We start from the raw sequence: 22,548 nt of genomic DNA on the forward strand, positions 1-22,548 counted from the left end.
AAACCGGCGCTGTCAGCCCGTCAATGGCAAACGGGCGATCTGGTGAAACCGCCCCGCGTCGTCCTGCCCCAGCAGGGTCAGCGCGTCGATGATAAACGGCGCCAGTGGCAGCCCCGCGATACGGTCGGCCATTGCGGCCTGTGCGGTCGGGCGGGTGTCCGCGTCCAGCCGTCCGGTCAGGGTCATGTGATAGCGGAACTGATCCAGCACATAAGGATAGCCCCACCGCTGCAAATGCGTCTCTTGCTGCGGGTTCAGGCGGGCGGCGCGGCGTTTGTCCATCTCGGCCTCAGAGGGGGCAGCGCGGTGGTGGTCCAGCGATTGCACCACCTGTGCCGCCATATCGGCCAGCGCCGTGTCGTCGCCATGGGGCACCAGCGCAAAGAAACCGCCAAGCCGTGCCAGCTCCAGCCCCTGCAAGGTCACGGCGGGCAGCCGCGTGCACAGCGCCGTCAGGTCGGCCAGCAGCGCGTCGGGGGTGCTGCCCTCGGCCAGCCGGAAAGGCGGTTTGATGGTGCCGTGAAAGCCGTAAGGATGCGGCGCTGCGGTGATCGCGGGCATGTCCAGCCCCGGCACCTGCGGCTGCGTCACGGTGGTGCCGGTGGCGCTGTCCCAGCCCAGCCATTCGGCCCCGAACTGCGCAAGGGCGGTGTCGGGGGCGGCGGTGACATAGATCGCATAGCGGTGGTACATGGGGCGGCCTTTCGGGTGCGGTGCCCGACTGATGGCAAAAGACAGAAGGTTTGCCAAGGGCGCGCGGCCTATGTCACACCGCTGTCATATGCGCGGCGCGCCAATGTGACCGCAGCCTGAAAGGACAGCCCATGCAGATCGCCGCCCAATCCCCCTATCCCGCGCGCCGCTCGGCGGTGCTGGCGGACAATATGGTGGTGACCTCGCAGCCGCTGGCCGCACAGGCGGGGCTGGCGATGCTGGCGCAGGGCGGCAATGCGGTCGATGCGGCACTGGCCACGGCGATTGCGCTGACGGTGCTGGAACCCACGGGCAACGGGCTGGGGTCGGATGCCTTTGCCATCCTGTGGGACGGGCAGGAATTGCACGGGCTGAACGCCTCGGGGGCGGCACCTGCAGCGTGGAACGCCCAGCGCTTTGCCGGGCGGGTCGAGATGCCGTTTCGCGGCTGGGAAAGCGTGACGGTGCCCGGTGCGGTGTCGGCCTGGGTGGCGCTGTCCAAGCGGTTCGGCGCCCTGCCCTTTGCCGATCTTTTCGTGCCTGCCATCCGCTATGCCGAGGACGGGTTTGCCGTGTCGCCGGTGATTGCGGCGCTGTGGGCGCGGGCCGCCGAGCAGTTGGGCGACCAGCCCGGATTTGCCGAAACGTTCCTGCCCGATGGCCGCGCCCCGCGCGCCGGAGAGCGGTTTCGCGCGCCGGGCCATGCCCGCACCCTGCGGGCGATTGCGCAGACGCATGGCCGCGACTTTTACGAAGGCGAGATTGCCGAGGCCATCGCAGCCTTTGCCAAAAAGCACGACGCGGCGCTGAGCCTTGCGGATATGGCCAGCCACCGGCCCGAATGGTGCGGCACGATCAGCACCGCATTCGACGACGCGACGCTGCACGAGATTCCGCCCAACGGTCAGGGCATCGCGGCGCTGATGGGCTTGGGCATTCTGTCCCACACGCCGATCCGCGAGATGGCCGCCGACGACCCGCAGGCGCTGCACTTGCAGATCGAGGCGATGAAACTGGCGCTGCGCGACGCCGAGGCCTATGTGGCCGATCCTGCGCATATGGTCGATGTCACGGCGCAGGACATGCTGGACGACGGCTATCTTGCGGCCCGTGCGGCGCTGATTGATCCCGCCCGGGCGCAGGATTTTGGCGCAGGCGCACCCAAGCAGGGCGGCACCGTCTATCTGGCGGCGGCGGATGCGTCGGGGATGATGGTGTCGTTCATCCAGTCGAACTATGCGGGCTTCGGCTCGGGCGTGGTGGTGCCGGGCACCGGCGTGGCCTTGCAGAACCGTGGCGGGGGCTTTGTGCTGGACCAGGGTCACCCGAACGTGGTGGCCGGTGGCAAGCGGCCCTTTCACACGATCATTCCGGCGTTCCTGATGGGACCGGAAGGGCCACGCATGAGCTTTGGCGTGATGGGCGGGCCGATGCAGGCGCAGGGGCATGTGCAGATGGTGCTGCGCACGCAGGTGTGGGGCAATGATCCGCAGGTCGCAGCCGACGCACCGCGCTGGCGGGTGACCGAAGGACTGGGCGTGGCCTGCGAGACCACCCTGCCCGCCGCGACCTTGCAGGCGCTGCGCGATCTGGGGCACCAGATCACACTGGAAGCGCCCGACAACGCGTTCGGCTTTGGCGGGGCGCAGTTGATCCACCGGCTGTCGGGAGGCGGCTATGCCGGCGGATCGGACCCGCGCAAGGACGGGGCTGCGGTGGGGTTTTAGGCGCGCAGGTTGAACGGAAAGATTATGACGATACACATCCGACCCCTCACCGCCGAAACCGCCGCCGCGATCTTCTTTGACGCGGTGCACAATGGCACGGCGGAAGTCTATTCGGCAGCCCAGCGCAATGCATGGGCCGGGGCAGCCCCTACTGCGGGGTGACGTGGAAGCCAAAGGCCGCGATCAACCCGAACAAGGCCGCGACCAGCACCATCAGAAAGGCATCCGCCGTCAGCGCGGTGTCGTCGATCGGCTCGGCTGCGGCGATGTTGCGGCGCACGTGGCGCATGCGCAGGAAGGCCAGCAGGATCACCAGCGCGCCCGCCGCCAGCATCGCCACCTCGGACCACAGGTCGGCGCGGGTCTGGCTGAGCCGTGCGGACCCATGACAGGAAAGTGCGTTCGTTCGCGGCGTGTTCCGAATAGCGTTCGATCATGGTGTTCCCCTGCGGTGGTGTGCCCCGGCCCGGCCAATATCACCGGTTTTGCCGCCCGGCCAAGCGGTTTGGCAAATGGCTTGCTACGGGCGCGGTGCAGCATCAGCCGCGCGCGGCGCGCGACAGCAGCAGCATTGCAAGGCCGGTGCTGAGAAAGTTCAGACCGACAAGAAAGCCCACAACCCAATTCGCCGTTTGTGGCCATTGCGACAGGATCACAGCGCCCAGGATGAACGAACAGGCGCCGCTGGCCACGACCCATTGCCAATGCGCGACCTGACCGCTTGTCCGCAGACCCAGCAGGATCGACAGGATGCCCTCCATCAGGAACACAGCGATCAGGATCGCGGTCATGACCGCCGCGCCCGTGCCCGGATAGACCACGAAGAACAGCCCGATCAGCGCAACCACGGCAAAGCCTGCGGCGACGATTTTCCATTCCGAGAACGCCTTGAACGACCGCGCAAACAACAACCCCGCGACGCCCCAGAACAGCATCAGCCAGGCGACCAGTTGTTCGACGATCACGGTCGCGGCGGCGGGGATCAGAATGGCGAGGACGCCCAGCCCCGCAAAGACGATGCCGACCGTGCGAAAGGACCGCGCGGATCGCGAAAGAGCGGTTGGGGAAAGCATGTGACCTGGCATGAAAGTCTCCTTTGGCTGCGCCATGTGGCGATGACTGTTGCCACACATATGGGCCCGTGGTCCGGTCCCAGCCTTGTGCGAACCTTACTTATTTTTCAGAAAGGCCGTACAGGGTTGTCTATCACGCCCACCCACCGGATGATTGCAGTCAACATCCGGTCCGGCGTGCGGACCGTTCGGGAGCTATGTCATATGAAAATCCTGCTGGCCGAAGACGACGCCGAGGTTGCGAAATTCATCGTCTCGGGGTTCGAGGAAAGCGGCCACAGTGTCGATCACGTCACCGACGGGCGCGATGCGCTAAGCTATTCGATGTACAACGATTGTGATGTTGCGGTGCTGGACCGGATGATGCCCGGCATGGACGGGTTGAGCGTGCTCAAGGCGATGCGCGCGGCGGGCAAGAACATGCCCGTGCTGATGTTGACCGCGCTGAACGATGTGGACAACCGCGTGGAAGGGTTGCAGGCAGGGGCCGACGATTATCTGGCCAAGCCGTTCCATTTTTCGGAACTGCTGGCGCGGGTTCTGGCGCTGACGCGGCGGCGCACCGATCATGTCACCCAGACCGAACTGGTGGTGCATGACCTGACGCTGGACCTGCTGGCGCGCACCGCGCAGCGGCAACACCAGTTGATCGAATTGCAGACCAAGGAATTCGCGCTGCTTGAGATCCTGATGCGCAACGCAGGGCGGATCGTGACGCGCACCATGCTGCTGGAAAAAGTGTGGAATTTCAACTTTGACCCCAACACCAGCGTGGTCGAGACCCACATAAGCCGCCTGCGGTCCAAGGTGGACAAGCCGTTTGACGTGGCGTTGATCCACACCATCCGCAACACCGGGTATGCGATGCATGGACCGCGGTAACGTCTTTTCCGGCGGCGCGTTCCGGGTCACGGTCTATGCAACGCTGGTGCTGGCCATCGTGTTCGTGGCAACGGCGATTGCCGGATACCGCTATTTGCAAGAAGAGCAATACGAACAGGCCCGCACCCGCACCGCGCCGGTAATCGACATGTACCGCGATATTCAGGCGCGGGGTGGCGATGCGGCGGTGGTGGCCCACCTGCGCGGGACGCCGGCGCGGCTCGGCCCGGTCGAGCGGGTGCTGAGCGTGCGCGATGAAGGCGGCGCGCAAGTTGGCGGGCGGTTCGACCTGACGCTGCCGCCCGGCGGTTGGCAGGTGCAGGACATTGCAGCAGCAGCCGACGGCACGCCCGAGCGGTATTACCTGCGCGTTGAACAGATCGGCGGGTTGCGGTTCGTCTTTGGCGAGGCGCTGGCGCCGCTGGAGCGGGTCGAGATCATTTTCATCCGCACGCTGATGATCATCGGCGCGTTTCTGTCGCTGGCCTTTATCGCGCTGGGCTATCTGACCAGCCACAGCGTGCAGCGCAAGCTCGAGCGGATGGGAGCGGCCTTGCGGGCCTTTGCGGGTGGCGACACCGATGCGCGCTTGCCGGTGGCCACGACCAACGATCAGGTGGACCGGATCGCGCAGACAATGAACGGCCAGCTTGACCGGCTGTCGGTGCTGATGACGGAAACGCGCACCAGTGCGGTGGCGATTTCGCACGACCTGAAGCGGCCTCTGGCGCGGGCGTTGCTGGGGATGGAACACGCGCTGGTGCTGGCCGAGCAAGGCCAGGTTCCGCAAGCGACGCTTGAGGACAGTCTGGCAGAACTGGTCAACCTGAACGGTATCTTCGACGCCATCCTGCGGATCGCGCGGATTGATGCGGATCAGGGGATGGCGCAGCCCGAAGATGTGGATCTGGTCGCGGTGGTGCGCGACATTGCCGAGACATATCAGGTGGTGGCCGAAGAAAGCGGTCAGGCCATGACACTGGACCTGCCCGATGGCGCGCTGCCGACAGTACGCGGCGACGCGCGGATGATCACGCAGATGTTGGCGAACCTGCTGCAAAACGCCGTGACCCACGGGACCGACGGCACCCACATCACGCTGCGCCTGTCCCACAGTCCGCAAGGCCCCGCGATCGAGGTGGCCGACACCGGCCCCGGCATTGCGCCGGGCGATCAGGCGCGGGTCTTCGACGCCTTTTTCCGCGCCGAAGAGGCACGCAGCACTGCGGGCAATGGGCTGGGCCTGACGCTGGTCAAAAGCGTGGCGGACCGGCACGGGGCGGCGATCACGCTGTCCGACAACGCGCCGGGGCTGCGGGTGCGGGTGGTGTTCGGGTCGAAGGATGCGGCGAAGTTGTCGGATTTGTAAGGTTTGCGCCAGACGCAGGCATAAGCGCGCAGGCAGGGTGGCGGCCACGGAAGCAATCCTTGAAAGGGGTTCGTCATGGCACTGCAATCACTTCTTATCGTCGCCCTGATCGGCGCAGTCTCAGGCTGGCTGGCCGGTTTGCTGGTGGATGGCTACGGCTTTGGCCTGATCGGCAATATCGCGGTCGGCATCCTTGGGGCGTTTATCGCGGGGCTGTTGTTCCCGATGTTCGGGCTGGCGCTGGGCGGCGGTATTCTGGCGTCGATCATCCATGCCACCATCGGGGCGGTGATCCTGTTGCTGTTGATCCGGTTGGTGCGTCGGGCGTAAGGCCTGTTCATCTGGAAAAGAAAAGGCCCGGCAAGTCACACTTGCCGGGCCTTTTTGACGTCTGGCGGGTCACCGGATCAGGCGGCGGTGTCCGCGCTGATCCCTGCGTGGGTTTCGTTGAAGGCGCGGCGCAGGTGGTCTTCCTTGCTGCGGTCAAGGTTGGTGCGCAGGATGTGCCCGCCCTTGATGCCCAGCCGTTTGATCACGCGGTCGCTGGCGTCGGTGCGCATCATCATGAACAGCGCCGCCTGCCCCGGTTGCAGCACCTTCGAGACGTCCTTCATAAAGTCGTCGTTGATGCCATAATCGGTCAGCGCGCCCGACAGCGCACCGGCCCCTGCCCCAACGGCGACGCCCAGCAGCGGGTTGAAGAACAGCATCCCCACCAGAAGCCCCCAGAAGGCACCGCCGGTGGCGCCGACGGTCCAGGTGTTGACCATCTGGTTCAGCTTGATCTTGCCATCCGCATCGGCAGTGGCGACGACAGCGTCGGCCACATCGACAAGATATTCCTGCGACATGCCGAACAGCTCGGTGCGGGCCGCTTCGGCGGCTTCGGGGGTGTCGTACCCGATGACGATCAGTTCATTCATTTTCTCTCTCCATTCGTGTTCAGATTTCGGTTTCAGATGCAGCACCAGCCCGGCGCGGTCAGGTCATCGACCAGCCGTGGCTGACGTTCAGCGATTGCCCGGTCAGCGCATTGGTCGGGAAGGCAGCAAAGACCCAGGCGACGTCTGCGACGTCTTCGACGGTGGTGAATTCCTTGTCGACGGTTTCGCCCAGCATGACCTTGTTCACGACATCCTCTTCGGAAATGCCAAGGTCGCGGGCCTGTTCGGGGATCTGTTTCTCGACCAGCGGGGTTTTCACGAAACCGGGGCAGATCACATTGGCGCGCACGCCTTTTTCGCCGCCTTCCTTCGAGATGACGCGGGCCAGCCCCAGCAGGCCGTGTTTGGCGGTGACATAGGCCGATTTCAGCGCCGATGCCTCTTTCGAGTGGACCGAGCCCATGAAGATGATCGAACCGCTGCCCGCCTTGTACATATGCGGCAGGCACGCCTTGGAGGTCAGGAAGGCACCGTCGAGGTGGATCGACAGCAGCTTTTTCCATTCGTCATAGGGAAAGTCCTGCAAGGGGTGCACGATCTGGATGCCGGCGTTGGACACCAGCACATCGACGCCGCCCCAGGCCTTGACCACCTGCGCCACGCCGTCGTTCACCTGTTTTTCATCCGTGACGTTCATTTCCACGGCCATCGCCTTGCCCGGACCTTGGGCGGTCAGGTCGCGGGCCACTTTTTCGGCCACGTCCAGCTTGAGGTCGGCAATGACGACACGCGCGCCGTCGGCCACGTAGCGTTTGGCGATGCCAAGGCCGATGCCGCTGGCCGCGCCGGTGATGATGCACACTTTGTCTTTGAGGTTCATGGTTTGGGTTCCTTTCGGTTGGGAGATTAAGAAAATGTCAGCGGGCGCTGCCGAGGTAGTCGTGCACGACTTCGCCCAGACCCAGCGTCAGGTCGGCCACCAGATGCACGGCGCTGACGACCTCGCGCACCGGCAGATCCGCGACGGGGGCAAGCGCATGGGCGTGCAGGTCCAGTGCGGCGGGGCCTTCCCACGCGCCTTTCAGCGTGAGATCGGTCATGTAGTAGCGGACCAGCTCACAGATGCGCGGCGTGCAATCGACATGGGGGATGATCTTCAGCAGAAAGCTGGGGGCGGTCAGGCTTTGCAGGACCGCGTCATGATCCAGCGGGCGGTGTTTATAGCCCATGGTGCCGGTGGCCACCCGCACCGACCCCATGTCCAGCGTGCCCACCAGCGTTTCGCTTTCGACGCGCAGGGCGGGTTCCGCCAGCTTCTTGGGAAAGCCCCAGATCTCGCGTCCTCCGGCAATCGGGGCATCGTCGTTCAGGTACATGCCATGCACATAGCCGCCCTTTTGGCCCTTGTAGGTGACCGGGATCACCTGACCGGATTCCGTGTAGTCGCCAAATCCGGTTGAATCGGGCATTCGGATAAACTCGAACTTGACCAGCGGTTCCGTCACTTCAAGCGGTTCGGGCACCACGGCGCGCAGGGCGTCCATATCGGTGCGATAGGTGATGGTCAGGAATTCACGGTTCACAAACCGGTAGGGACCGCGCGGGTACGACGGGCTGGTCAGCGGCATGGAAAAGGCCCGGGCGGTGACATCTGCAACTTTCATTTCGATTTTCCTTTGGTGGGGGTTTCGGGCGCGCCAAGGTCGAACAGTTGCAAACCGTCCTGCCCTGCGATGCGCGCGGTCCAGTCCTTGTGGTTCAGGGTGCGGTCCACGTCCTGCTGGCCTTCTTGCCAGTGCTGGGTCATGGACAGGCGCGAGAATTCGTAATCCTTGGCGCTGCCTTCGAAGCTTTGCTTGCGGTGGATCAGCTCGACCAATGTGATCGGGCAATCGGGGCCGGTGGCCTGCAAGGCGCGCAGGTCGGGGTTGTCGCGCAGATCCTGCGGCAGCGCGGCAGCCAGACGGTTCGCGGCCATGCGGATGTCGTGCAACTGGCGATAGCGGTCGGTGGTCAGACGCGTGCGGCTGGAATACTGGATGTCTTTTTGACGCTGTGCCACATCGGCCATCGCGGCGGGCATCGTGTCGCGGGCGCTGAACAGGTCGATCTGAAAGATCAGCGTCGGTTCGGTGCCAAGGTTGTCCATGACGAATTGCAGCGGCGTGTTCGACACCAGCCCGCCATCCCAATAGAAATGCCCGTCGATCTGGACCGGCGCAAATCCCGGCGGCAAGGCCCCGCTGGCCATGATGTGCTCGGGGGTGATCTGTGTTTTGGCGCTGTCAAAGTAGATGAAATTTGCCGTTTCCACATCGACCGCCCCGACGCTCAGCCGGGGGCCGGTCAGGTTCAGATAATCGAAATCAACAAACTCAAGCAGCGTGTCGCGCAGGGGGGCTGTGTCGTAGACGCTGACTGCGGTGTGCTGGGACATGGGAAGAAAAGCATCGGGCAGAAATGCGGTGGGCAGGCGCGGCTTGAAGAACCCCGGAACGCCGGTTGCCATGACGGTAGCGGCGGCCGCCTCGCCATAGATCGCACGGCCAAGGGGACCGGCAAGCCACGGCGTCACACACAGGCGCGAGGTGACGCGGTCCCAAAACCCCTGAAGCGCGGCCAGCCGGTCCTTGGGCCGGTTGCCGCAGATCAAGGCGGCGTTGATGGCCCCGATGGAAATCCCCGCAACCCAGTCGGGCTCCAGCCCGGAGGCGGCCAATGCCTGATAGGCACCGGCCTGATAAGCGCCCAGCGCGCCGCCGCCTTGCAAGACCAGAACGGTGTGTTCCTTGATAGCTGCCATCAGTTCAAACTCCTTTCGGTATCGCGCGAATCAACGATACGTCTTGAGCTTGGTATGGCGGACGGGCCGGTCACCCAGTTTGTCCGAAGCTTACGAATATGTATGAAAGCCCATAGCGGGCGATAACCGCGTTACACCAACGGATCAGCCGCGGCGAAAGTGACGCTGAAGGTGGTGCCGACACCCAGTTCGCTTTCATAGGTGATCTGGCCGCCGTGCGCCTCGACGATGCGTTTCGAAATGCTCAGCCCCAGGCCCGACCCTTCGAACCGGCGGTCGTCCTGACTGTCGATCTGGAAGAATTCCTCGAACACCTGAACCTCGGTCCCCTTGGGAATGCCGATGCCATCATCCTTGACGTGCAGGCGCACCTGATCCTCGTGCGTGTCGATGCTGACGCGCACATCGCCGCCGGCGTTCGAAAACTTGGCCGCGTTGGACAACAGGTTCAGCAGCACCTGTTCGATCCGCTTTTTGTCGCCGTCGATCCAATAGGCCTTGGGCGTTGCATCGACATGGATGGTCACGCCCGCACGCTGCGCAAAAGGCAAGGTCTGTTCGACCGCTTCATGCGCCAGCCGGCCCAGGTCCAGCCGTTCGGTGTTCAGCACCAGATGCCCCGAATCCGACGATTGCAGGAACAACAGATCGCCCACCAGATCGCCCAAACGGTCACTGTTGCGCCCGGCCATCTCAAGCAGGCGCTGCATTCTGGCCGGCGCTTCGCCCACCACGCCCGAATTGATCATGTCCAGCGCCCCCTTGATCGAGGTCAGCGGCGTGCGCAGTTCGTGGCTGACGGTCGCCAGAAAGCGGGTTTTGGCGTCGACGGCCATCAGGGCACGTTTGTGTTCATTCTCAAGCTCGACCCGGCTGGCAAGTTGCTCTGAGTAACTGGTCAGAAAATTTCGGGCCAGTTCAACGATGAACCCCAGCACAAAAAGCACAGTAAACAGGCTCATCCACATTTCCGAGGACAGCGGCGGATTGACGATAACCACGTCGCGAATCGGTATGTACAAGATTGCCGCCACGTAAATGATCAATCTAAAGGCAAGAACCGGCAGGAAGTGGTGGTTGTTCATCGCCGCAAAGATCGAGGCCGAAACCAGCATGAACAACGGAAAGAAGTGCCCGCCGCCCAGCCCCTGAAGCCTTGCGATCGAGACGCAGAACATCGAAATGGTCAGGGCACTGCAAAACGTGCCGACATAGATGCGCACCATATCCCTGTGGAACATGCGCGGGGTCAGCGTCTTGCGGTTCAGAATGCGACGAAACACCGTAAAATCAAAGAGTTCGCACAACCCTACGGCACCAAAATAGAATGCGGCAACGCCCCAATCATAGTAAAAACCGGTCAGCACAATGGCCGCCGAGTAGATCAAAAAACGCTGGATAAACAGCTTTTGACCGATCTGCGCGTAGTCGCGCAGCCGGTGCCGATCGGCCCAGGTCACGTGTGCTCTCAGCAGGAGCGGCGTGTCAGGAACAACAATCTTTGTCATCTCCATATTGGTCTCTTGCCTATTTGGGCGCATCCACATTGTTGCAGAAAGGTCAACAAAACCACTTTAGCGGGAAATATTGTCAACAAAGTGGCGAATAGGGCATCTAATCGTATTAGTTGTATTTCCAGGGAAAGCTCAATCTAGAAGGTCAAAGAACACGATGGAAACCCCTGCAAGAAACGGAACATCCGCTGATGTATTTCCCGGCCTGCGCCCGCAAGCTCCAGAACAGACTGCCAGAATTGACAGTTCAATCAAGCCCCGTTCCGCATATGTGAACGTTGAAGCTGTGAAACTGCCGACCGACCGGATCATGGCGACCACCATTTCGGTGACGAACCAGCACCGGTTCGGCGAGTTGTATGTTGATTTTCTGCGCGCCAGAAAGCGCGTCTTTATCGACCATAAAAAGTGGGACCTGCCCAACACCGACGGCATGGAATTCGATCAGTACGACACGCCGCAAAGTTCGGCTGTTGTGGTTCACGAATTCGGGCGTGTGCTGGGCGGCGTGCGCCTGTTGCCGACCACGGCCTATTGTGGATGCTATACCTATATGCTGAAGGACGCCCAGCGCGGCATGCTGCAAGACATCCCCGAAACGGTCCTGTACGAAGAAGCGCCCGTAGCCCCCCACGTGATCGAGGCCACCCGCCTGTTCATCACGCCGGATGTCTCGGCCGAGCGGCGCATTCTGGTGCAGACAAAGCTGATGCAGGCGATGGCCAGTTCGGCCAACGCCCAAGGCGCGAAGTTCGTGATCGGCATCGTCCCCGCGATTTTCCAACGCTGGATGACCCGACTGGGGTTCAGCGCGGTGCCCATGGGCCCCAAGCTGAACATCAGCGGCGACAACACGCAGGCGGCGATCATGAACGTCAGTTCCGCCGTTTCGTGGGACCAGGCCGGAATGGCGACCGCCTGACCAAAGCTGCCAATCCGTTTCGACCCGTGCGGGCTGTCCTGACCGGGGCAGCCCGTTTTGATTTGTGCGCACACGCCCGTGCCGCTTCAGTTAAGCGCAAAGATGTTAACAGATGGTAAACGCAGCAGATGTAAATTGAGCGTGGAGCAGGTCACTGCGCATGGCACGAACGGCAGCTTTTAACCGGGTGGCCAAAAACGTGACAAAACTCAGAACAGTTTTGCCAGAGGTTTGTGGCACAAGGTTTTTTGACGACTTAGTGTGACTTTTCACGGTAAGTGGCACTGATTTTTGCACGTTAATTGGCCGCTCCGATGACGAGGGTTGAGGCGGCGGCCTGGATGACGTCATCGGTGATTTCGCGCAGCTCGTTGATGTGGAGGATTCGGTCGATCTGGTTGAAAAGGCGTTGCAGCAGCCGGAAGTTGCCGCCTGTGAGGCGGGAGATCGTGGTGGCAGCCTGAACATCTGCGAAGTCTTCGGCGTCGAATTCCTTCCCCAGCTTTTGCCATTGCTTCTTGAGGATGAAGTCCATCTCGTCGCGCGAGAGCGGCGGATAGGGATGCGCAAAGCCGATGCGGCTGTAGAGCTGCGGATAGCGGCTCATGCGTTTTTCTATGCCGGGCATGCCGATCAGGATCAGCCCGATCTCGGCGCGGTCGAACTGGTCGCGCAGGTATTCCAAGGCGCTGTTTGTCAGGCGCTCGGCTTCATCGACAATGATCAGCTCAGTGTGACCCTCGCGTGGCCTTGTCGGTTGGGCGGATCGCGGGTCGAGGGCCTGGTCGATGCAGGCTTCGACACGGTTTCTGAGCTGGTTCAGGTCCTTGCGCAACGCAGCGAAGGCGCTTGCGACCGGCGGCGTGTAGAAGACGGTGCGAGATCGCGCCAGGGCAGCGTAGACCTTTTCATCGGATGGATCGCGAGGCCCCCAGCTTTCCAGAAGTGGCTCCGCGATGTCCCACTTGGCATAGCGCCGGGCAGACAGTGTTTTGCCAACCCCGGCGGGGCCATAGCACAGCCCGATAGTGCGATCCTTGCGCACGGTGCGGGCGAACTCCACGAAGCGCTTATGGGCGCTTGTTTCGATGAAGGTGGTGTTTGTCATGTGCGCCGGTCTTCTTTGTAGAGCAGGAGTTTGGATTGTGCCGGAGGCTTTGATTTCGGCTTTTGATCGGCGTCCGGCAGATGGTCGGTCACGGAACCGGTGTGCGCCTTGATCTCCTGTCTCAAGGAGCGCCGCCGTGCGACACGCGCCTGCTGGATGTCTTTGAGGGATATCGTGCGCCCGGCATGGTCCGGGCTGACCGCGCGGCAGAGGAAGAGGTTTCGGTGGAACACCCGAATTTCCGCCATGTCGCGGGGGTCGAAACGGATGGTGACGTGCTCGCCGACGAATGCGGCCAGCGTCGGGTCCATGTAGCGCAGGCCCTGGAAGTGAATGCCATCCCGACGCACGAGCCGGGCTTTGGCAACGGTGAGCAGCAACAGGTCCAAGGCTTCAACGTTTTCAGGCAGGTTTGGCAGCCAACCGTCGCCGCGCCAGGCCGCATTGGGAGCCATGCCGATCTCGCTGTGGCGGCGGGCATTGTGTGTTCCGACCAGAAAGTGCCCGACAGCTTGATCTAGCTCTGAAAGCGACAGCGCAGGCGGGCGTCTTGTTTTACCCTCGGCAAGATAGCCCGGAAGTTCCGGCAGGAGTTCGGTGTTCACCGTGCCGAATATCCGTTCGATCTTGCCCCGCCCCTGCGGGCGCGCCACGGCCGAGAATACCAGCTCGATCCGTAGCTCTGCCGCGACCTGCTCCAGGTGCTGGCTGGTGAAGTCTGATCCGTGGTCAGTATAGAGCGTCTCGGGGATACCGCAGACCGGCCAGTCCGGGTCCGTCTTTCGCCAAATTGCCTGACGCAAAGCCAGAGCGGTTTGCAAAGCAGAGGGTGCGCCCAGGAACACGCAATAGCCTGCGACCGCGCGGGAATAATCATCCTGCACGATGGTCAGCCAGGGACGGGCGGGCTTGCTGTTTGCGTCGAGGATAAGGAGATCGAGCTGGGTGTGATCCGTCTGCCAGACCGCATTGGGGCGCTCAGCGCGGTGCCGGTGGATCAGCTCGTAGCGGTCACGATAGGCGGTTGGACCCTCATGGACGAGGCACAGCATGGCTGGATCAAGCGCTCCCATCACCCTGCGCACTGTCGCGTGTGATGGGGCAGGATGGCCCTCTGCCTTTGCCGCCTCCGCGATGCGCCGATGGATCAAAGCCGCCGACAGGCGCGGCTTCTGCAAGGCAAGGGCCTCGATCTGTTGCGCCAGATCGGCATGGAGTTTCCGGCGTCCTGCATCGGAGCGCTGACGCCGTACCAATCCTGAAAGCCCGGCCTCATGATATCGCGCCGCCCACCGGCGCAGTGTTCGGATCGGATGGCCCGATGTGTCCGCCACTCCTGTCAGCGGGACGCCGGTCTCAATGTGCGGCTGCAGGACCCGGAACCGCTCCATTGCTGCGGCCCGATCCTCGTCTGAAAACGCAGCCAGGCTGTCCGTAAGAGGATCGATCAGCGGACGGTTTGTCGGCGCATTAGCAGGATCAGGTTTCTTTGACGTCATGATGTACCATAAGAATGGTACGCATTGATTTGCAATAGAGGTAGCTCTTACGTACAATCAGTTAATGACATCGACCCAAATCGGCTATGCACGCTGCTCCACCGACAAACAGGACCTGACCGCACAGCGGGACGCCCTGATCGACCTCGGTGTTGCCCCGGATCGCATCTACACTGACCACGGCCTGACAGGCCGCACGCGCGCCCGACCGGGCCTCGATCAGGCCCTGGCCGCAGTCCGAAAAGGCGACACTCTGGTCGTGACCAAGCTGGATAGGCTGGCGCGGTCTGCTCCCGATGCCCGCACCATTGCAGACGGCTTGGCGGAACGCGGCATCCGCCTCGCCCTGGGCGCTTCGGTCTATGATCCAACCGATCCCATGGGAAAGATGTTCTTCAACATCCTCGCCACCTTCGCCGAGTTCGAGTCCGACCTCATAAGGATGCGCACCCGCGAAGGCATGAAAATCGCCCGCGCCAAGGGCAAGCTGCGCGGCAAGAAACCAAAGCTCTCCGAAAAACAGCACCGCGAGCTGCGCCGCATGTACGACACCGGCGACTACTCCGTCAGCGATCTCGCAGATGTATTTGCCGTCTCGCGGCCTACGATCTACCGCACCCTCCAACGCACCGAGAGTGCCAATTAGCGTGCAAATATCAGTGCCATTTATCGTGAAGAGTCACAACTTAGGCCAAGCCTCGCAGAGTGACAAAAACCACCGTATTTGTCCCACCTGCTCCAACCGGAGGTTTTTACCCGACAGCGGTCATTCGTGACTTTGCGACGAAGGCCCAGGCCCTTCTGTGTCGCGTGATCGCGCGCAACACGAACGGCCCGGCCAGTCCGATGGCCAAGGCGCGCACCATCAGCGTCATCACCCCGGCGATCCGCACCCGGAACGGGGCGAAGAGCGCGAGGACACGCCGCATCGACACATGCCGCGCGGCGCAGGCTTCGGGATCGTCGGTCATTTGTCTGACCTCAAGAGTGGGCCTTGCTCGGAAGCCGGACTTCGACGATCAGGCCCGTGGGTGCGTTCGGCAGGACGCGCGCCTCGCCTCCATGGGCGCGGGCGATGGCACGCACGATAGACAGGCCAAGGCCCGAGCCCCCGTGGCTGCGCCCGCGCGAGGCGTCCGCGCGCCAGAACCGGTCGAAGGCGCGGGACCGATCTTCCTCGGCAAGCCCCGGTCCGGTGTCGGCGCAGCGGAAGACGACGTGATCGCCCTCCACCAGGGTTTCGACGTGAACGCGGCTTTGCGGGGCGTAGCAGCGGCAGTTCTCCAGAACCGCGACAAATGCCTGACGTAGCCGCGTCCGGTCTGCCATGACGCAAGCCGAGCCAAGCGCACGGGTCACGGTGATGTCTGCGTCGTCAAGTTCCGCCTCGAGGCTGCTCAGGGCCGCACCCGCCTCCTCGGCCAGATCAAGCCGCACCCCCGTCAGTTCCAGCCGACCGGCATTGCCAAGCGCAAGCGTGCGCAGCTCCTCCACGATCGCCGCGAGATGGTCGACGTGCGCGATGAGCCGTCCGTAGGCCTCGGGCGTTGGATCAAAGACGCCATCCGAAAGGCCCTGCAACCGGCCGCGCAGGATGGTCAGCGGCGTGCGCAGTTCATGCGCGATGGCCGAGTTGGAATAGGCAAGCTCCGCCTCGGCGCGCTCAAGGCGCTGGGCCATGGCGTTGAAGTCCGTCAGCAGGTCCGCGGCTTCGCGGAAACTGCCATGGGGGCCCTCCGCTCGGGCGGAGAAATCGCCCTCGGCGATCCGGCGCGCGGCGCCGCCGACCGACTTCAGCGGCTCGGTGATCCGCCGCGCAAGGCGCCACCCGATCCACGATGCCGTAAGCAGACCGAAAGCAAGCACGGTCAGCACCATGACGGTGTCGGCCGTCCGCCAGCCCACGAACCCCTCTGGCTCGACGGGATAGAGCCACTCATAGATCACGAAGAAATAGGCCATCAGACCAAGCCAGACGATCAGCGCCGCGATCAGCGTCAGCGCCACGATGGTGCGCGAGATCCGCGCGTTCAGGTTAGCGGCCATGGGACACATCCAGACGATAACCGAAGCCGCGCACGCCGGTCAGCATGTCGCCGGCACCCGCCGCCGCAAGCTTGCGGCGCAGGTTGCTCACATGGCTGTCGACGGTGCGGTCAAGCGCGGCGCCCTCGGGCAGGCAGGCATCGACCAGGTCGGCGCGGCTGAACGCCCGCCCCGGCGCGCGTGCCATGTGCGACAGGATGCGGAACTCCGTCGGCGTCAGGTCAAGCGAGACCGGCGCGCCGTCGCTGTCCAGCGTCGCGCGATGGGCCTCGGGATCGACCGTAAGCAAGCCCACCCGCAAAAGGCTCTTCCCCGTCTGGCCCATCGTGCGGCGCAGCACGGCACGGGCGCGGGCGACCACCTCGCGGGGGTTGAACGGCTTGACCACGTAATCATCGGCCCCGATCCGGAGCGCCTGCAACTTGTCAAGATCCTCGGCCAAAGCCGTCACCATGATGACCGGCGTCTCGCCGCTGCGGCGGATCGCGGCCAGAACCTCAAAACCGTCCTTCCCCGGCAGCTTGATGTCAAGCACGACCAGGTCGGGCCGCAGGGTCTGGTGATGGGCAAGGCCGGTGGTGCCGTCGCGGGCGCAAATCACACGAAAGCCCTCGCGCGCGAAATAGCCTTCGAGGATTTCGGCGATCTCGGGTTCATCCTCGACGATCAGGATCAGGGAGCCGGTCATGCAGAGGCCTCCTGCGCTTCAGGGTCGGCTTGCGAAGCACCCGGTACGAGGCGGCTGACCGCGACGTAGAAGAGCGGCACGAAAAATATGGCGAGGACCGTGGCCGAGAGCATACCGCCAAAGACGCCGGTGCCGATCGCGTTCTGAATCTCGGACGCCGCGCCCTTGGCCATCACAAGGGGAATGACGCCGAGGATGAAGGCAAGCGAGGTCATCACGATGGGCCTCAGACGCAGGCGCGCGGCCTGCAAGATCGAGCGGTTCAGCCCCATGCCGCCCGCGCGCAGGTGGCGGGCGTATTCGACGACGAGAATCGCGTTCTTGGCCGAGAGACCAATGATGGTGATCAGCCCGACCTTGAAGAACACGTCGTTGTCCGCGCCCCGCAGCAGCACCGCCGTCACGGCCCCCAGGACCCCCAGCGGCACCACCAGCATCACCGCGAACGGGATCGACCAGCTCTCGTAGAGCGCCGCCAGCACAAGGAACACGATCAGCATCGAGGCTGCGAAAAGCATCGGTGCCTGGCTGGCGGATTGCTTCTCCTGAAACGACTGCCCGGTCCATTCCACGGCAAACCCGGACGGCAGCTCCCTGGCCAGACGTTCCATCTCGGCCATGGCGGCGCCGCTCGACACGCCGCCCGCCGCCTCGCCAGAGATCCGCGCGGCAGGATAGCCGTTGTAGCGCTCGAGCTGCGAGGGTGTGGGCTCCCAGACCGGCGTCACCACTTCGGAAAGCGGCACCATGGCGCCGCTGTCGCTGCGCACCTCAAGCCGCAGTACATCCTCGGCATGCATCCGGGCCTGGGCCTCAGCCTGCACGATGACCTGCCGCATCTGGCCCTGATATGGAAAATCGTTGACGTAGGTCGATCCGATGGCGGTGCCGATCGTGTCGGTGATCGCATCGAAGCCCAGTCCGAGCGCCTGCGCCTTTTCGCGGTCGATCTTAAGCGCGATGGCCATGCCGTCGGGCAGCCCCTCGCTCATCACGCCCGAGAGCGTCGGGCTCCGGGACGCGAGGGCAACCAGCTTGTCCTCGGCCGCCTTCAGCGCTTCGGGACCAGCGTTGGCACGGTCTTCCAGACGCAGGGAAAAGCCCGAGGTCGTGCCAAGCGATTCGATGGCGGGCGGTTTCATGATCATGGCAATCCCCTCTGGAATGTCGGCCATCGCGGCTTCCGCGGCGGCAATCTCCTCGTCCACGCTACTCCTCCGCTTATCCCAATCCTTGAGGCTGGTGAATGCCTGCGCCGCGTTCGGCCCCGAGCCCGAGAAGCCAAAGCCAAGGATCACGGTGTTCTCGGCGATGTCGGGACGGGTGGCGGTATGCGCCTCGTAGGCGGCGATCACGTCTTTGGTGCGCTCGGCCGTTGCACCCGCCGGAAGCTCGAACATCGCCATGAAGCTGCCCTGGTCCTCTTCGGGAACGAAAGAGGTTGGGATCCGCGTGTAGGCGACGGCCAGCACCGCGACAAGCGCGATGTAAAGCACACACATCCGCCCCCCGCGACGCAGGGTCCAGCCGACCCAACCGGTATAGGACCGCGTCAACGCGTCGAACCTGCGGTTGAACCACCCGAAAAACCCGCGGGCCGCAGCATGGTCCGTCACCGGGCGCAGAAGCGTAGCACAAAGCGCCGGTGTCAGGGTCAGCGCGAGGACCGACGACAGCAGGATCGACACGGCCATCGACAACGTGAATTGCTTGTAGATCGCCCCGACCGATCCGCTCGCCAGGCCCATCGGGATGAATACCGCGACAAGGACAAGCGTCGTGCCGACGATGGCCCCGGTGATCTCGCGCATCGCCTGTTGCGTTGCGGCCCTGGGCGACAGCCCCTGCCGCGCCATGATCCGCTCGACCGCCTCGACCACGACGATGGCGTCGTCGACGATGATGCCGATGGCCAGCACCATGCCGAACATCGTCAGCACATTGATCGAAAAGCCCACCGCCCACATCACCGCAAAGGTACCAAGAAGCGCGATGGGCGCGACGATAGCCGGAATCAGGGTGTAGCGCAGCTTTTGCAGGAACAGCAGCATCACCGCAAAGACCAGCACCATCGCCTCGATCAGCGTGTGGATCACCTTCGAGATCGACACCTTCACGAAGGGCGCGGTGTTGTACGAGATCGACACCTCCATGTCGTCCGGCATGGCAAGGCGCAACGCGTCCAGACGTTTCTCGATGGCGGCAGAGGTGCGGACAGCGTTGGCACCCGGCGTCATCTGGACCGCCGCGGCTGCGGCGGCCTTGCCGTTGCTGCTGACGCTGAAGGCAGTGGTCTGCGCGCCCATCTCCACCCGTGCCACGTCGCCCAGCACAAGGCGTGCGCCATCCGCGGTGGCGCGCAGGGGGATCGCGGCAAAGGCCCCGGGCGAGGTCAGCTTGCCTTCGATGGTCAGCGGGGTCGAGGTGCGGGTGCCCGGCACGGTCGGATCGTCGCCCACACGGCCCGGCGCAGCCTGCGCATTCTCGCGCGCGATCGCCGCCGTTACGTCGCCCATGGTAAGATTGTAGCCCGCAAGCTTTACCGGATCGACCCAGACCCTGAGCGCGCGATCGGACCCGAAGGACTGCACCCGCCCGACACCGGGCACGCGCTTGAGCTCTTCGCCAAGCGTGCGGTTGAGGTATTCGCCCAAGCGCAGTTCATCCGTGGCTCCGCTCTTCGACCGCAGCGTGATCACCATGAGAAAGCTGGAGTCCGCCGCCTCCACGCTCACGCCCGAGCGGCGCACCGGCTCGGGCAGCAGGGCCTCGGCGTTCTTCAGACGGTTCTGCACCTCGACCTGCGCCAGATCGGCGTTGGTGCCTGGCTTAAAGGTCAGCATGATGTTCGCGCCGCCCGTCGCATCGACGGTCGACTCGTAGTAAAGCACGTTCTTGACACCCGAGAGTTCCTTCTCGATCGGCCGGATGACGCTGTTGGAGACGGTCTGGGCGTCGGCCCCGGAATAGCTCGTGAAGATGCTGACGCTTGGCGGCGCAATGTCGGGAAAGCGCGCGACGGGCAGTTTCGGGATCGCGACGATCCCGGCGAGCGCGATGAAGATCGCGATGACCCAGGCGAAGACCGGGCGATGGATGAAAAACTGGGCCATGTCGTACGCTTCTCAAGAGTGGACATCAGGAGCGGCGGCATCAGAGCTGCGCGTCTCAGCCGCGACGCTCGCGCCTGCGGGCACGCGGTTCTGGCCGCGTATCGCCACGATCTCTCCGGACCTGAGGCCCGCGGCGACCACAATGCGGTTACCAACGCGCGCGTCCAGCTCCACGTTGCGGCGCGTGGCCCTGCCGTCCGGAGAGACGATGACAAGCTGCGCCCCTCCTGCCGACGTGCGCAACACGGCGTCCTCGGGCACGACAAGGGCACCCTCGATCACCCCGCGGGGGAGGCGCGCGCGGACGAACATGCCCGGCAGAAGGGCAAGGCCAGGGTTCGCCGCCTCAATGCGCACGCTGACATAGCCCGTTCCCTGGTCGACGATGACGTCCGACGATTTCAGCTTCCCGGTCAACGGCTCTGATGCGCCGCGGTTCTTGTGGATCGTGACCGTACCCAGCCCGTCCTCTGCCGCCCCCAGGACCGCGTCAAGATCCCCCTCGGGTATGCGCAGATCGACATTTACGGTCTCGAGGTCCTGCACCACAGCCAGCGCCGTGTCCCCGCCGACCGAGACCAGTCCGCCGATCTCGGCCAGACCTGCCGCGACGTAGCCGCCGATCGGTGTGCGCAGGGTCGCGAAATCGAGATCCAGGCGCTTGCGCTCCACCGCAGCGTGCGCTTCCTTAACTCCGGCGTGCGCCAGGCTAAGCGCATTGTGCGCATTGTCGTTGGCCTGACGGCTGACAATGTTCTTCGCCAAAAGCGAATCCGAGCGCTCGGCGTCGCGCCGCGCATGCGCCACAGTGGTTTCGGCGCGCGCCAGGGCCGCCTCTGCGACAGCAAGATCCGCTTTCAGCGGCGCGGGATCAATGCGGAAGAGATCGTCACCAGCCAAGACCCGCGCGCCTTCCTCGACATTGCGCTCAAGGATCAGGCCGCCCACCTGCGGACGTATCTCCACCCGCCGGCTGGCCGCAACGCGACCCGAATACTCGGACATAAGCACGATCCGCTCGGGCTCGATGGTCGCCACGGTCAGCTGCACCGCCGGCTCCACGCCGGCCTCTTGCGAAGCGGCAGCGTCCGAACGCGGCCCCCACTGAAACGAGACCACCGCCACGGCCACCAGGCTGAGGAAGGACAGGATAAGGATCTTGCTGCGTGTCATAGGAGGCCCCGACGGTTTCACACTGCAACCAAATGGCATCGCCGAGTGGAAGAACCGCCGAGATTTTGTGGAGCTTTCGTGGAGAGCAACAAAGCAAAGGGCGATGCGCAAGGCGAAGTCTTGCTCGCACAAGCGCGCACACCCGACCGCTTCGGCCCCGTTCATGAGGTTAAAAAGGGATTTTCGAACAGCGACTTAGGGACGACCCGTCTTTCAACATGGGCATAACCTTGCACACTGCACACATAAGCATGCACAGATCGGATGTTTCGGGACATTAATCGTGGTCGTCGTGAATGGCGGCTAAGGGGACAAAGCTGCCAACCACCAAAGCCCAGAATCAAGGTGCAAAGCACCGCCGGGCAGCGCCCGACCGCCCGTCACGCCGGAGGCGTGCCTGAAGGTATCGGCGCACCTTTGGTGCGACGGGCGGGCGCTTCCTCACCGTATTGCGGTTCATCACCCACACGCCAAAGATTAGACATAAAGTGGCATCCACTGACCTTCCGATGCCCACCCGCGGTCGGGCGCTGCCCTTTGTGGCAAGGTCACAAAGGCCTCATTTGAGACTTTCACTGCACACAGCACGAAGGTCAACTTCGTGCTTCACCCCCACACTGCGTCGGCACCCCAAGCCTCGTGCCACAGGGGGTGCATGAAAACCGCCAAAACTGTGGCGCGGCGCTGACTTCTGGACAGATATGCGCTGACTTCCGGACAGAATTCTAACTTGCTGGTCGGTGGGGTCGGCTGTAAGAAATTTGGCCCCGTGTCGCTGGGTGCTGATACACCCGGCGGCCTCCCGTCAAAGGGAGGACCGTTTTTCAACTTTCATAGGTTTTATCGAGAAATCGTCGGACACCGTTTCCAACTTACGCGAACCTTGGCCCGTTCAGCGCAATCTGGTCAGCGATCCATGCCTCGTGATCTTCCACCGTGTAGGTAGCAGGATCGACCGGCTGAACTTCAATGCGGCGGTGAACCACTTTGGCCGCCCCTGTCAGCCCACCCGACCCGCCAAGGCTAGGAATAGTACTTCCACCACCGTCAGCCG

General features: G+C 63.4%; 23 protein-coding genes. 7 read left to right on the top strand and 16 right to left on the bottom strand.

Going from position 1 to position 22,548, the window contains the following annotated elements:
* Window positions 1-12: 12 nt before the first annotated feature.
* Window positions 13-693: a DUF1045 domain-containing protein gene (locus AAC077_RS18800; protein WP_339773007.1), complete on the bottom strand. Its 681-nt coding sequence runs from the start codon at window positions 691-693 to the stop codon at window positions 13-15.
* Between the two features lie 131 nt (window positions 694-824).
* Here AAC077_RS18800 and AAC077_RS18805 point away from each other — a divergent pair, with 131 nt between their 5' ends.
* On the top strand, window positions 825-2,420 hold the full coding sequence (locus tag AAC077_RS18805; protein ID WP_339773011.1) for a gamma-glutamyltransferase family protein: 1,596 nt from the start codon (window positions 825-827) through the stop codon (window positions 2,418-2,420).
* A gap of 24 nt (window positions 2,421-2,444) precedes the next feature.
* Entirely contained in the window at window positions 2,445-2,582 is a 138-nt protein-coding gene (locus AAC077_RS18810) for a hypothetical protein (protein ID WP_339773013.1), read from the top strand.
* On the opposite strand, the gene AAC077_RS18815 is transcribed toward AAC077_RS18810, so the two are convergent.
* Together AAC077_RS18815 and AAC077_RS18820 are read right to left on the bottom strand one after the other, a co-directional pair.
* Window positions 2,569-2,760: a hypothetical protein gene (locus AAC077_RS18815; protein ID WP_339773014.1), complete on the bottom strand. Its 192-nt coding sequence runs from the start codon at window positions 2,758-2,760 to the stop codon at window positions 2,569-2,571. The two genes, AAC077_RS18810 and AAC077_RS18815, sit on opposite strands and share 14 nt — an antisense overlap.
* Window positions 2,761-2,959: 199 nt before the next feature.
* Window positions 2,960-3,493: a DUF308 domain-containing protein gene (locus AAC077_RS18820; protein ID WP_339773015.1), complete on the bottom strand. Its 534-nt coding sequence runs from the start codon at window positions 3,491-3,493 to the stop codon at window positions 2,960-2,962.
* A gap of 204 nt (window positions 3,494-3,697) precedes the next feature.
* On the opposite strand from AAC077_RS18820, the gene AAC077_RS18825 reads away from it, so the two are divergent.
* The 3 genes from AAC077_RS18825 to AAC077_RS18835 all read left to right on the top strand — a co-directional run bounded on the left by AAC077_RS18825 (window position 3,698) and on the right by AAC077_RS18835 (window position 6,074).
* Window positions 3,698-4,375, top strand: a complete 678-nt coding sequence (locus AAC077_RS18825) for a response regulator transcription factor (RefSeq protein WP_339773018.1) — start codon at window positions 3,698-3,700, stop codon at window positions 4,373-4,375.
* Window positions 4,362-5,744 carry a HAMP domain-containing sensor histidine kinase gene (locus AAC077_RS18830; RefSeq protein ID WP_339773021.1) on the top strand — a complete coding sequence of 461 codons (1,383 nt, stop codon included), beginning with the start codon at window positions 4,362-4,364 and terminating at the stop codon, window positions 5,742-5,744. Before AAC077_RS18825 ends, AAC077_RS18830 begins: the two co-directional genes overlap by 14 nt.
* A 75-nt stretch (window positions 5,745-5,819) precedes the next feature.
* A complete protein-coding gene (locus tag AAC077_RS18835; protein ID WP_339773024.1) occupies window positions 5,820-6,074 on the top strand; it encodes a GlsB/YeaQ/YmgE family stress response membrane protein in 255 nt (84 codons plus the stop codon).
* Between the two features lie 77 nt (window positions 6,075-6,151).
* Here AAC077_RS18835 and AAC077_RS18840 read toward each other — a convergent pair whose 3' ends face one another.
* From AAC077_RS18840 to AAC077_RS18860, 5 genes are all read right to left on the bottom strand, one after another.
* Window positions 6,152-6,667, bottom strand: coding sequence for a DUF1269 domain-containing protein (locus tag AAC077_RS18840; protein ID WP_339773027.1), 516 nt, complete (start codon window positions 6,665-6,667; stop codon window positions 6,152-6,154).
* A 58-nt stretch (window positions 6,668-6,725) separates the two neighbouring features.
* Window positions 6,726-7,508, bottom strand: a complete 783-nt coding sequence (locus AAC077_RS18845) for a 3-hydroxybutyrate dehydrogenase (protein WP_339773030.1) — start codon at window positions 7,506-7,508, stop codon at window positions 6,726-6,728.
* 37 nt (window positions 7,509-7,545) lie between these two features.
* The gene (locus AAC077_RS18850; protein ID WP_339773033.1) at window positions 7,546-8,292 is read right to left on the bottom strand and encodes an acetoacetate decarboxylase; all 747 of its coding nucleotides are present in this window, start codon (window positions 8,290-8,292) and stop codon (window positions 7,546-7,548) included.
* On the bottom strand, window positions 8,289-9,431 hold the full coding sequence (locus AAC077_RS18855; RefSeq protein WP_339773036.1) for a patatin-like phospholipase family protein: 1,143 nt from the start codon (window positions 9,429-9,431) through the stop codon (window positions 8,289-8,291). Before AAC077_RS18855 ends, AAC077_RS18850 begins: the two co-directional genes overlap by 4 nt.
* A 131-nt stretch (window positions 9,432-9,562) precedes the next feature.
* The gene (locus tag AAC077_RS18860; protein WP_339773039.1) at window positions 9,563-10,891 is read right to left on the bottom strand and encodes a HAMP domain-containing sensor histidine kinase; all 1,329 of its coding nucleotides are present in this window, start codon (window positions 10,889-10,891) and stop codon (window positions 9,563-9,565) included.
* Window positions 10,892-11,216: 325 nt separating this feature from the next.
* On the opposite strand from AAC077_RS18860, the gene AAC077_RS18865 reads away from it, so the two are divergent.
* Entirely contained in the window at window positions 11,217-11,867 is a 651-nt protein-coding gene (locus AAC077_RS18865) for an acyl-homoserine-lactone synthase (RefSeq protein ID WP_339773042.1), read from the top strand.
* A 298-nt stretch (window positions 11,868-12,165) separates the two neighbouring features.
* On the opposite strand, the gene AAC077_RS18870 is transcribed toward AAC077_RS18865, so the two are convergent.
* Both AAC077_RS18870 and AAC077_RS18875 read right to left on the bottom strand, forming a co-directional pair.
* Window positions 12,166-12,975 carry an AAA family ATPase gene (locus AAC077_RS18870; protein ID WP_339773046.1) on the bottom strand — a complete coding sequence of 270 codons (810 nt, stop codon included), beginning with the start codon at window positions 12,973-12,975 and terminating at the stop codon, window positions 12,166-12,168.
* Complete coding sequence (locus AAC077_RS18875; protein WP_339773049.1) at window positions 12,972-14,474, bottom strand: Mu transposase C-terminal domain-containing protein; 1,503 nt, start codon at window positions 14,472-14,474, stop codon at window positions 12,972-12,974. Before AAC077_RS18875 ends, AAC077_RS18870 begins: the two co-directional genes overlap by 4 nt.
* Window positions 14,475-14,538: 64 nt before the next feature.
* Here AAC077_RS18875 and AAC077_RS18880 point away from each other — a divergent pair, with 64 nt between their 5' ends.
* Window positions 14,539-15,120 carry a recombinase family protein gene (locus AAC077_RS18880; RefSeq protein WP_339773052.1) on the top strand — a complete coding sequence of 194 codons (582 nt, stop codon included), beginning with the start codon at window positions 14,539-14,541 and terminating at the stop codon, window positions 15,118-15,120.
* 106 nt (window positions 15,121-15,226) lie between these two features.
* On the opposite strand, the gene AAC077_RS18885 is transcribed toward AAC077_RS18880, so the two are convergent.
* The 6 genes from AAC077_RS18885 to AAC077_RS18910 form a co-directional block, all read right to left on the bottom strand.
* A complete protein-coding gene (locus AAC077_RS18885) occupies window positions 15,227-15,445 on the bottom strand; it encodes a hypothetical protein (RefSeq protein WP_339773055.1) in 219 nt (72 codons plus the stop codon).
* A 10-nt stretch (window positions 15,446-15,455) separates the two neighbouring features.
* Entirely contained in the window at window positions 15,456-16,520 is a 1,065-nt protein-coding gene (locus AAC077_RS18890) for an ATP-binding protein (RefSeq protein WP_339773058.1), read from the bottom strand.
* On the bottom strand, window positions 16,510-17,208 hold the full coding sequence (locus AAC077_RS18895; protein ID WP_339773061.1) for a response regulator: 699 nt from the start codon (window positions 17,206-17,208) through the stop codon (window positions 16,510-16,512). Before AAC077_RS18895 ends, AAC077_RS18890 begins: the two co-directional genes overlap by 11 nt.
* The gene (locus tag AAC077_RS18900; protein ID WP_339773064.1) at window positions 17,205-20,321 is read right to left on the bottom strand and encodes a multidrug efflux RND transporter permease subunit; all 3,117 of its coding nucleotides are present in this window, start codon (window positions 20,319-20,321) and stop codon (window positions 17,205-17,207) included. The genes AAC077_RS18895 and AAC077_RS18900 overlap by 4 nt, the downstream gene beginning before the upstream one ends.
* Window positions 20,322-20,333: 12 nt before the next feature.
* A complete protein-coding gene (locus AAC077_RS18905) occupies window positions 20,334-21,494 on the bottom strand; it encodes an efflux RND transporter periplasmic adaptor subunit (RefSeq protein ID WP_339773067.1) in 1,161 nt (386 codons plus the stop codon).
* Between the two features lie 872 nt (window positions 21,495-22,366).
* On the bottom strand, window positions 22,367-22,548 hold a 182-nt coding region (locus AAC077_RS18910; protein ID WP_339773070.1), incomplete at its 5' end, for a hypothetical protein.

It is taken from the genome of uncultured Pseudosulfitobacter sp. (genome assembly GCF_963976325.1).
Lineage (GTDB): Bacteria > Pseudomonadota > Alphaproteobacteria > Rhodobacterales > Rhodobacteraceae > Pseudosulfitobacter.

Excerpts from the sequence above, each read along its gene's own strand:
- AAC077_RS18800 (WP_339773007.1), bottom strand. The coding sequence starts at position 693 with ATGTACCACCGCTATGCGATCTATGTCACCGCCGCCCCCGACACCGCC.
- AAC077_RS18805 (WP_339773011.1), top strand. The coding sequence starts at position 825 with ATGCAGATCGCCGCCCAATCCCCCTATCCCGCGCGCCGCTCGGCGGTG.
- AAC077_RS18810 (WP_339773013.1), top strand. The coding sequence starts at position 2,445 with ATGACGATACACATCCGACCCCTCACCGCCGAAACCGCCGCCGCGATC.
- AAC077_RS18820 (WP_339773015.1), bottom strand. The coding sequence starts at position 3,493 with ATGCTTTCCCCAACCGCTCTTTCGCGATCCGCGCGGTCCTTTCGCACG.
- AAC077_RS18825 (WP_339773018.1), top strand. The coding sequence starts at position 3,698 with ATGAAAATCCTGCTGGCCGAAGACGACGCCGAGGTTGCGAAATTCATC.
- AAC077_RS18830 (WP_339773021.1), top strand. The coding sequence starts at position 4,362 with ATGGACCGCGGTAACGTCTTTTCCGGCGGCGCGTTCCGGGTCACGGTC.
- AAC077_RS18835 (WP_339773024.1), top strand. The coding sequence starts at position 5,820 with ATGGCACTGCAATCACTTCTTATCGTCGCCCTGATCGGCGCAGTCTCA.
- AAC077_RS18840 (WP_339773027.1), bottom strand. The coding sequence starts at position 6,667 with ATGAATGAACTGATCGTCATCGGGTACGACACCCCCGAAGCCGCCGAA.
- AAC077_RS18845 (WP_339773030.1), bottom strand. The coding sequence starts at position 7,508 with ATGAACCTCAAAGACAAAGTGTGCATCATCACCGGCGCGGCCAGCGGC.
- AAC077_RS18850 (WP_339773033.1), bottom strand. The coding sequence starts at position 8,292 with ATGAAAGTTGCAGATGTCACCGCCCGGGCCTTTTCCATGCCGCTGACC.
- AAC077_RS18855 (WP_339773036.1), bottom strand. The coding sequence starts at position 9,431 with ATGGCAGCTATCAAGGAACACACCGTTCTGGTCTTGCAAGGCGGCGGC.
- AAC077_RS18870 (WP_339773046.1), bottom strand. The coding sequence starts at position 12,975 with ATGACAAACACCACCTTCATCGAAACAAGCGCCCATAAGCGCTTCGTG.
- AAC077_RS18875 (WP_339773049.1), bottom strand. The coding sequence starts at position 14,474 with ATGACGTCAAAGAAACCTGATCCTGCTAATGCGCCGACAAACCGTCCG.
- AAC077_RS18880 (WP_339773052.1), top strand. The coding sequence starts at position 14,539 with ATGACATCGACCCAAATCGGCTATGCACGCTGCTCCACCGACAAACAG.
- AAC077_RS18885 (WP_339773055.1), bottom strand. The coding sequence starts at position 15,445 with ATGACCGACGATCCCGAAGCCTGCGCCGCGCGGCATGTGTCGATGCGG.
- AAC077_RS18890 (WP_339773058.1), bottom strand. The coding sequence starts at position 16,520 with ATGGCCGCTAACCTGAACGCGCGGATCTCGCGCACCATCGTGGCGCTG.
- AAC077_RS18895 (WP_339773061.1), bottom strand. The coding sequence starts at position 17,208 with ATGACCGGCTCCCTGATCCTGATCGTCGAGGATGAACCCGAGATCGCC.
- AAC077_RS18900 (WP_339773064.1), bottom strand. The coding sequence starts at position 20,321 with ATGGCCCAGTTTTTCATCCATCGCCCGGTCTTCGCCTGGGTCATCGCG.
- AAC077_RS18905 (WP_339773067.1), bottom strand. The coding sequence starts at position 21,494 with ATGACACGCAGCAAGATCCTTATCCTGTCCTTCCTCAGCCTGGTGGCC.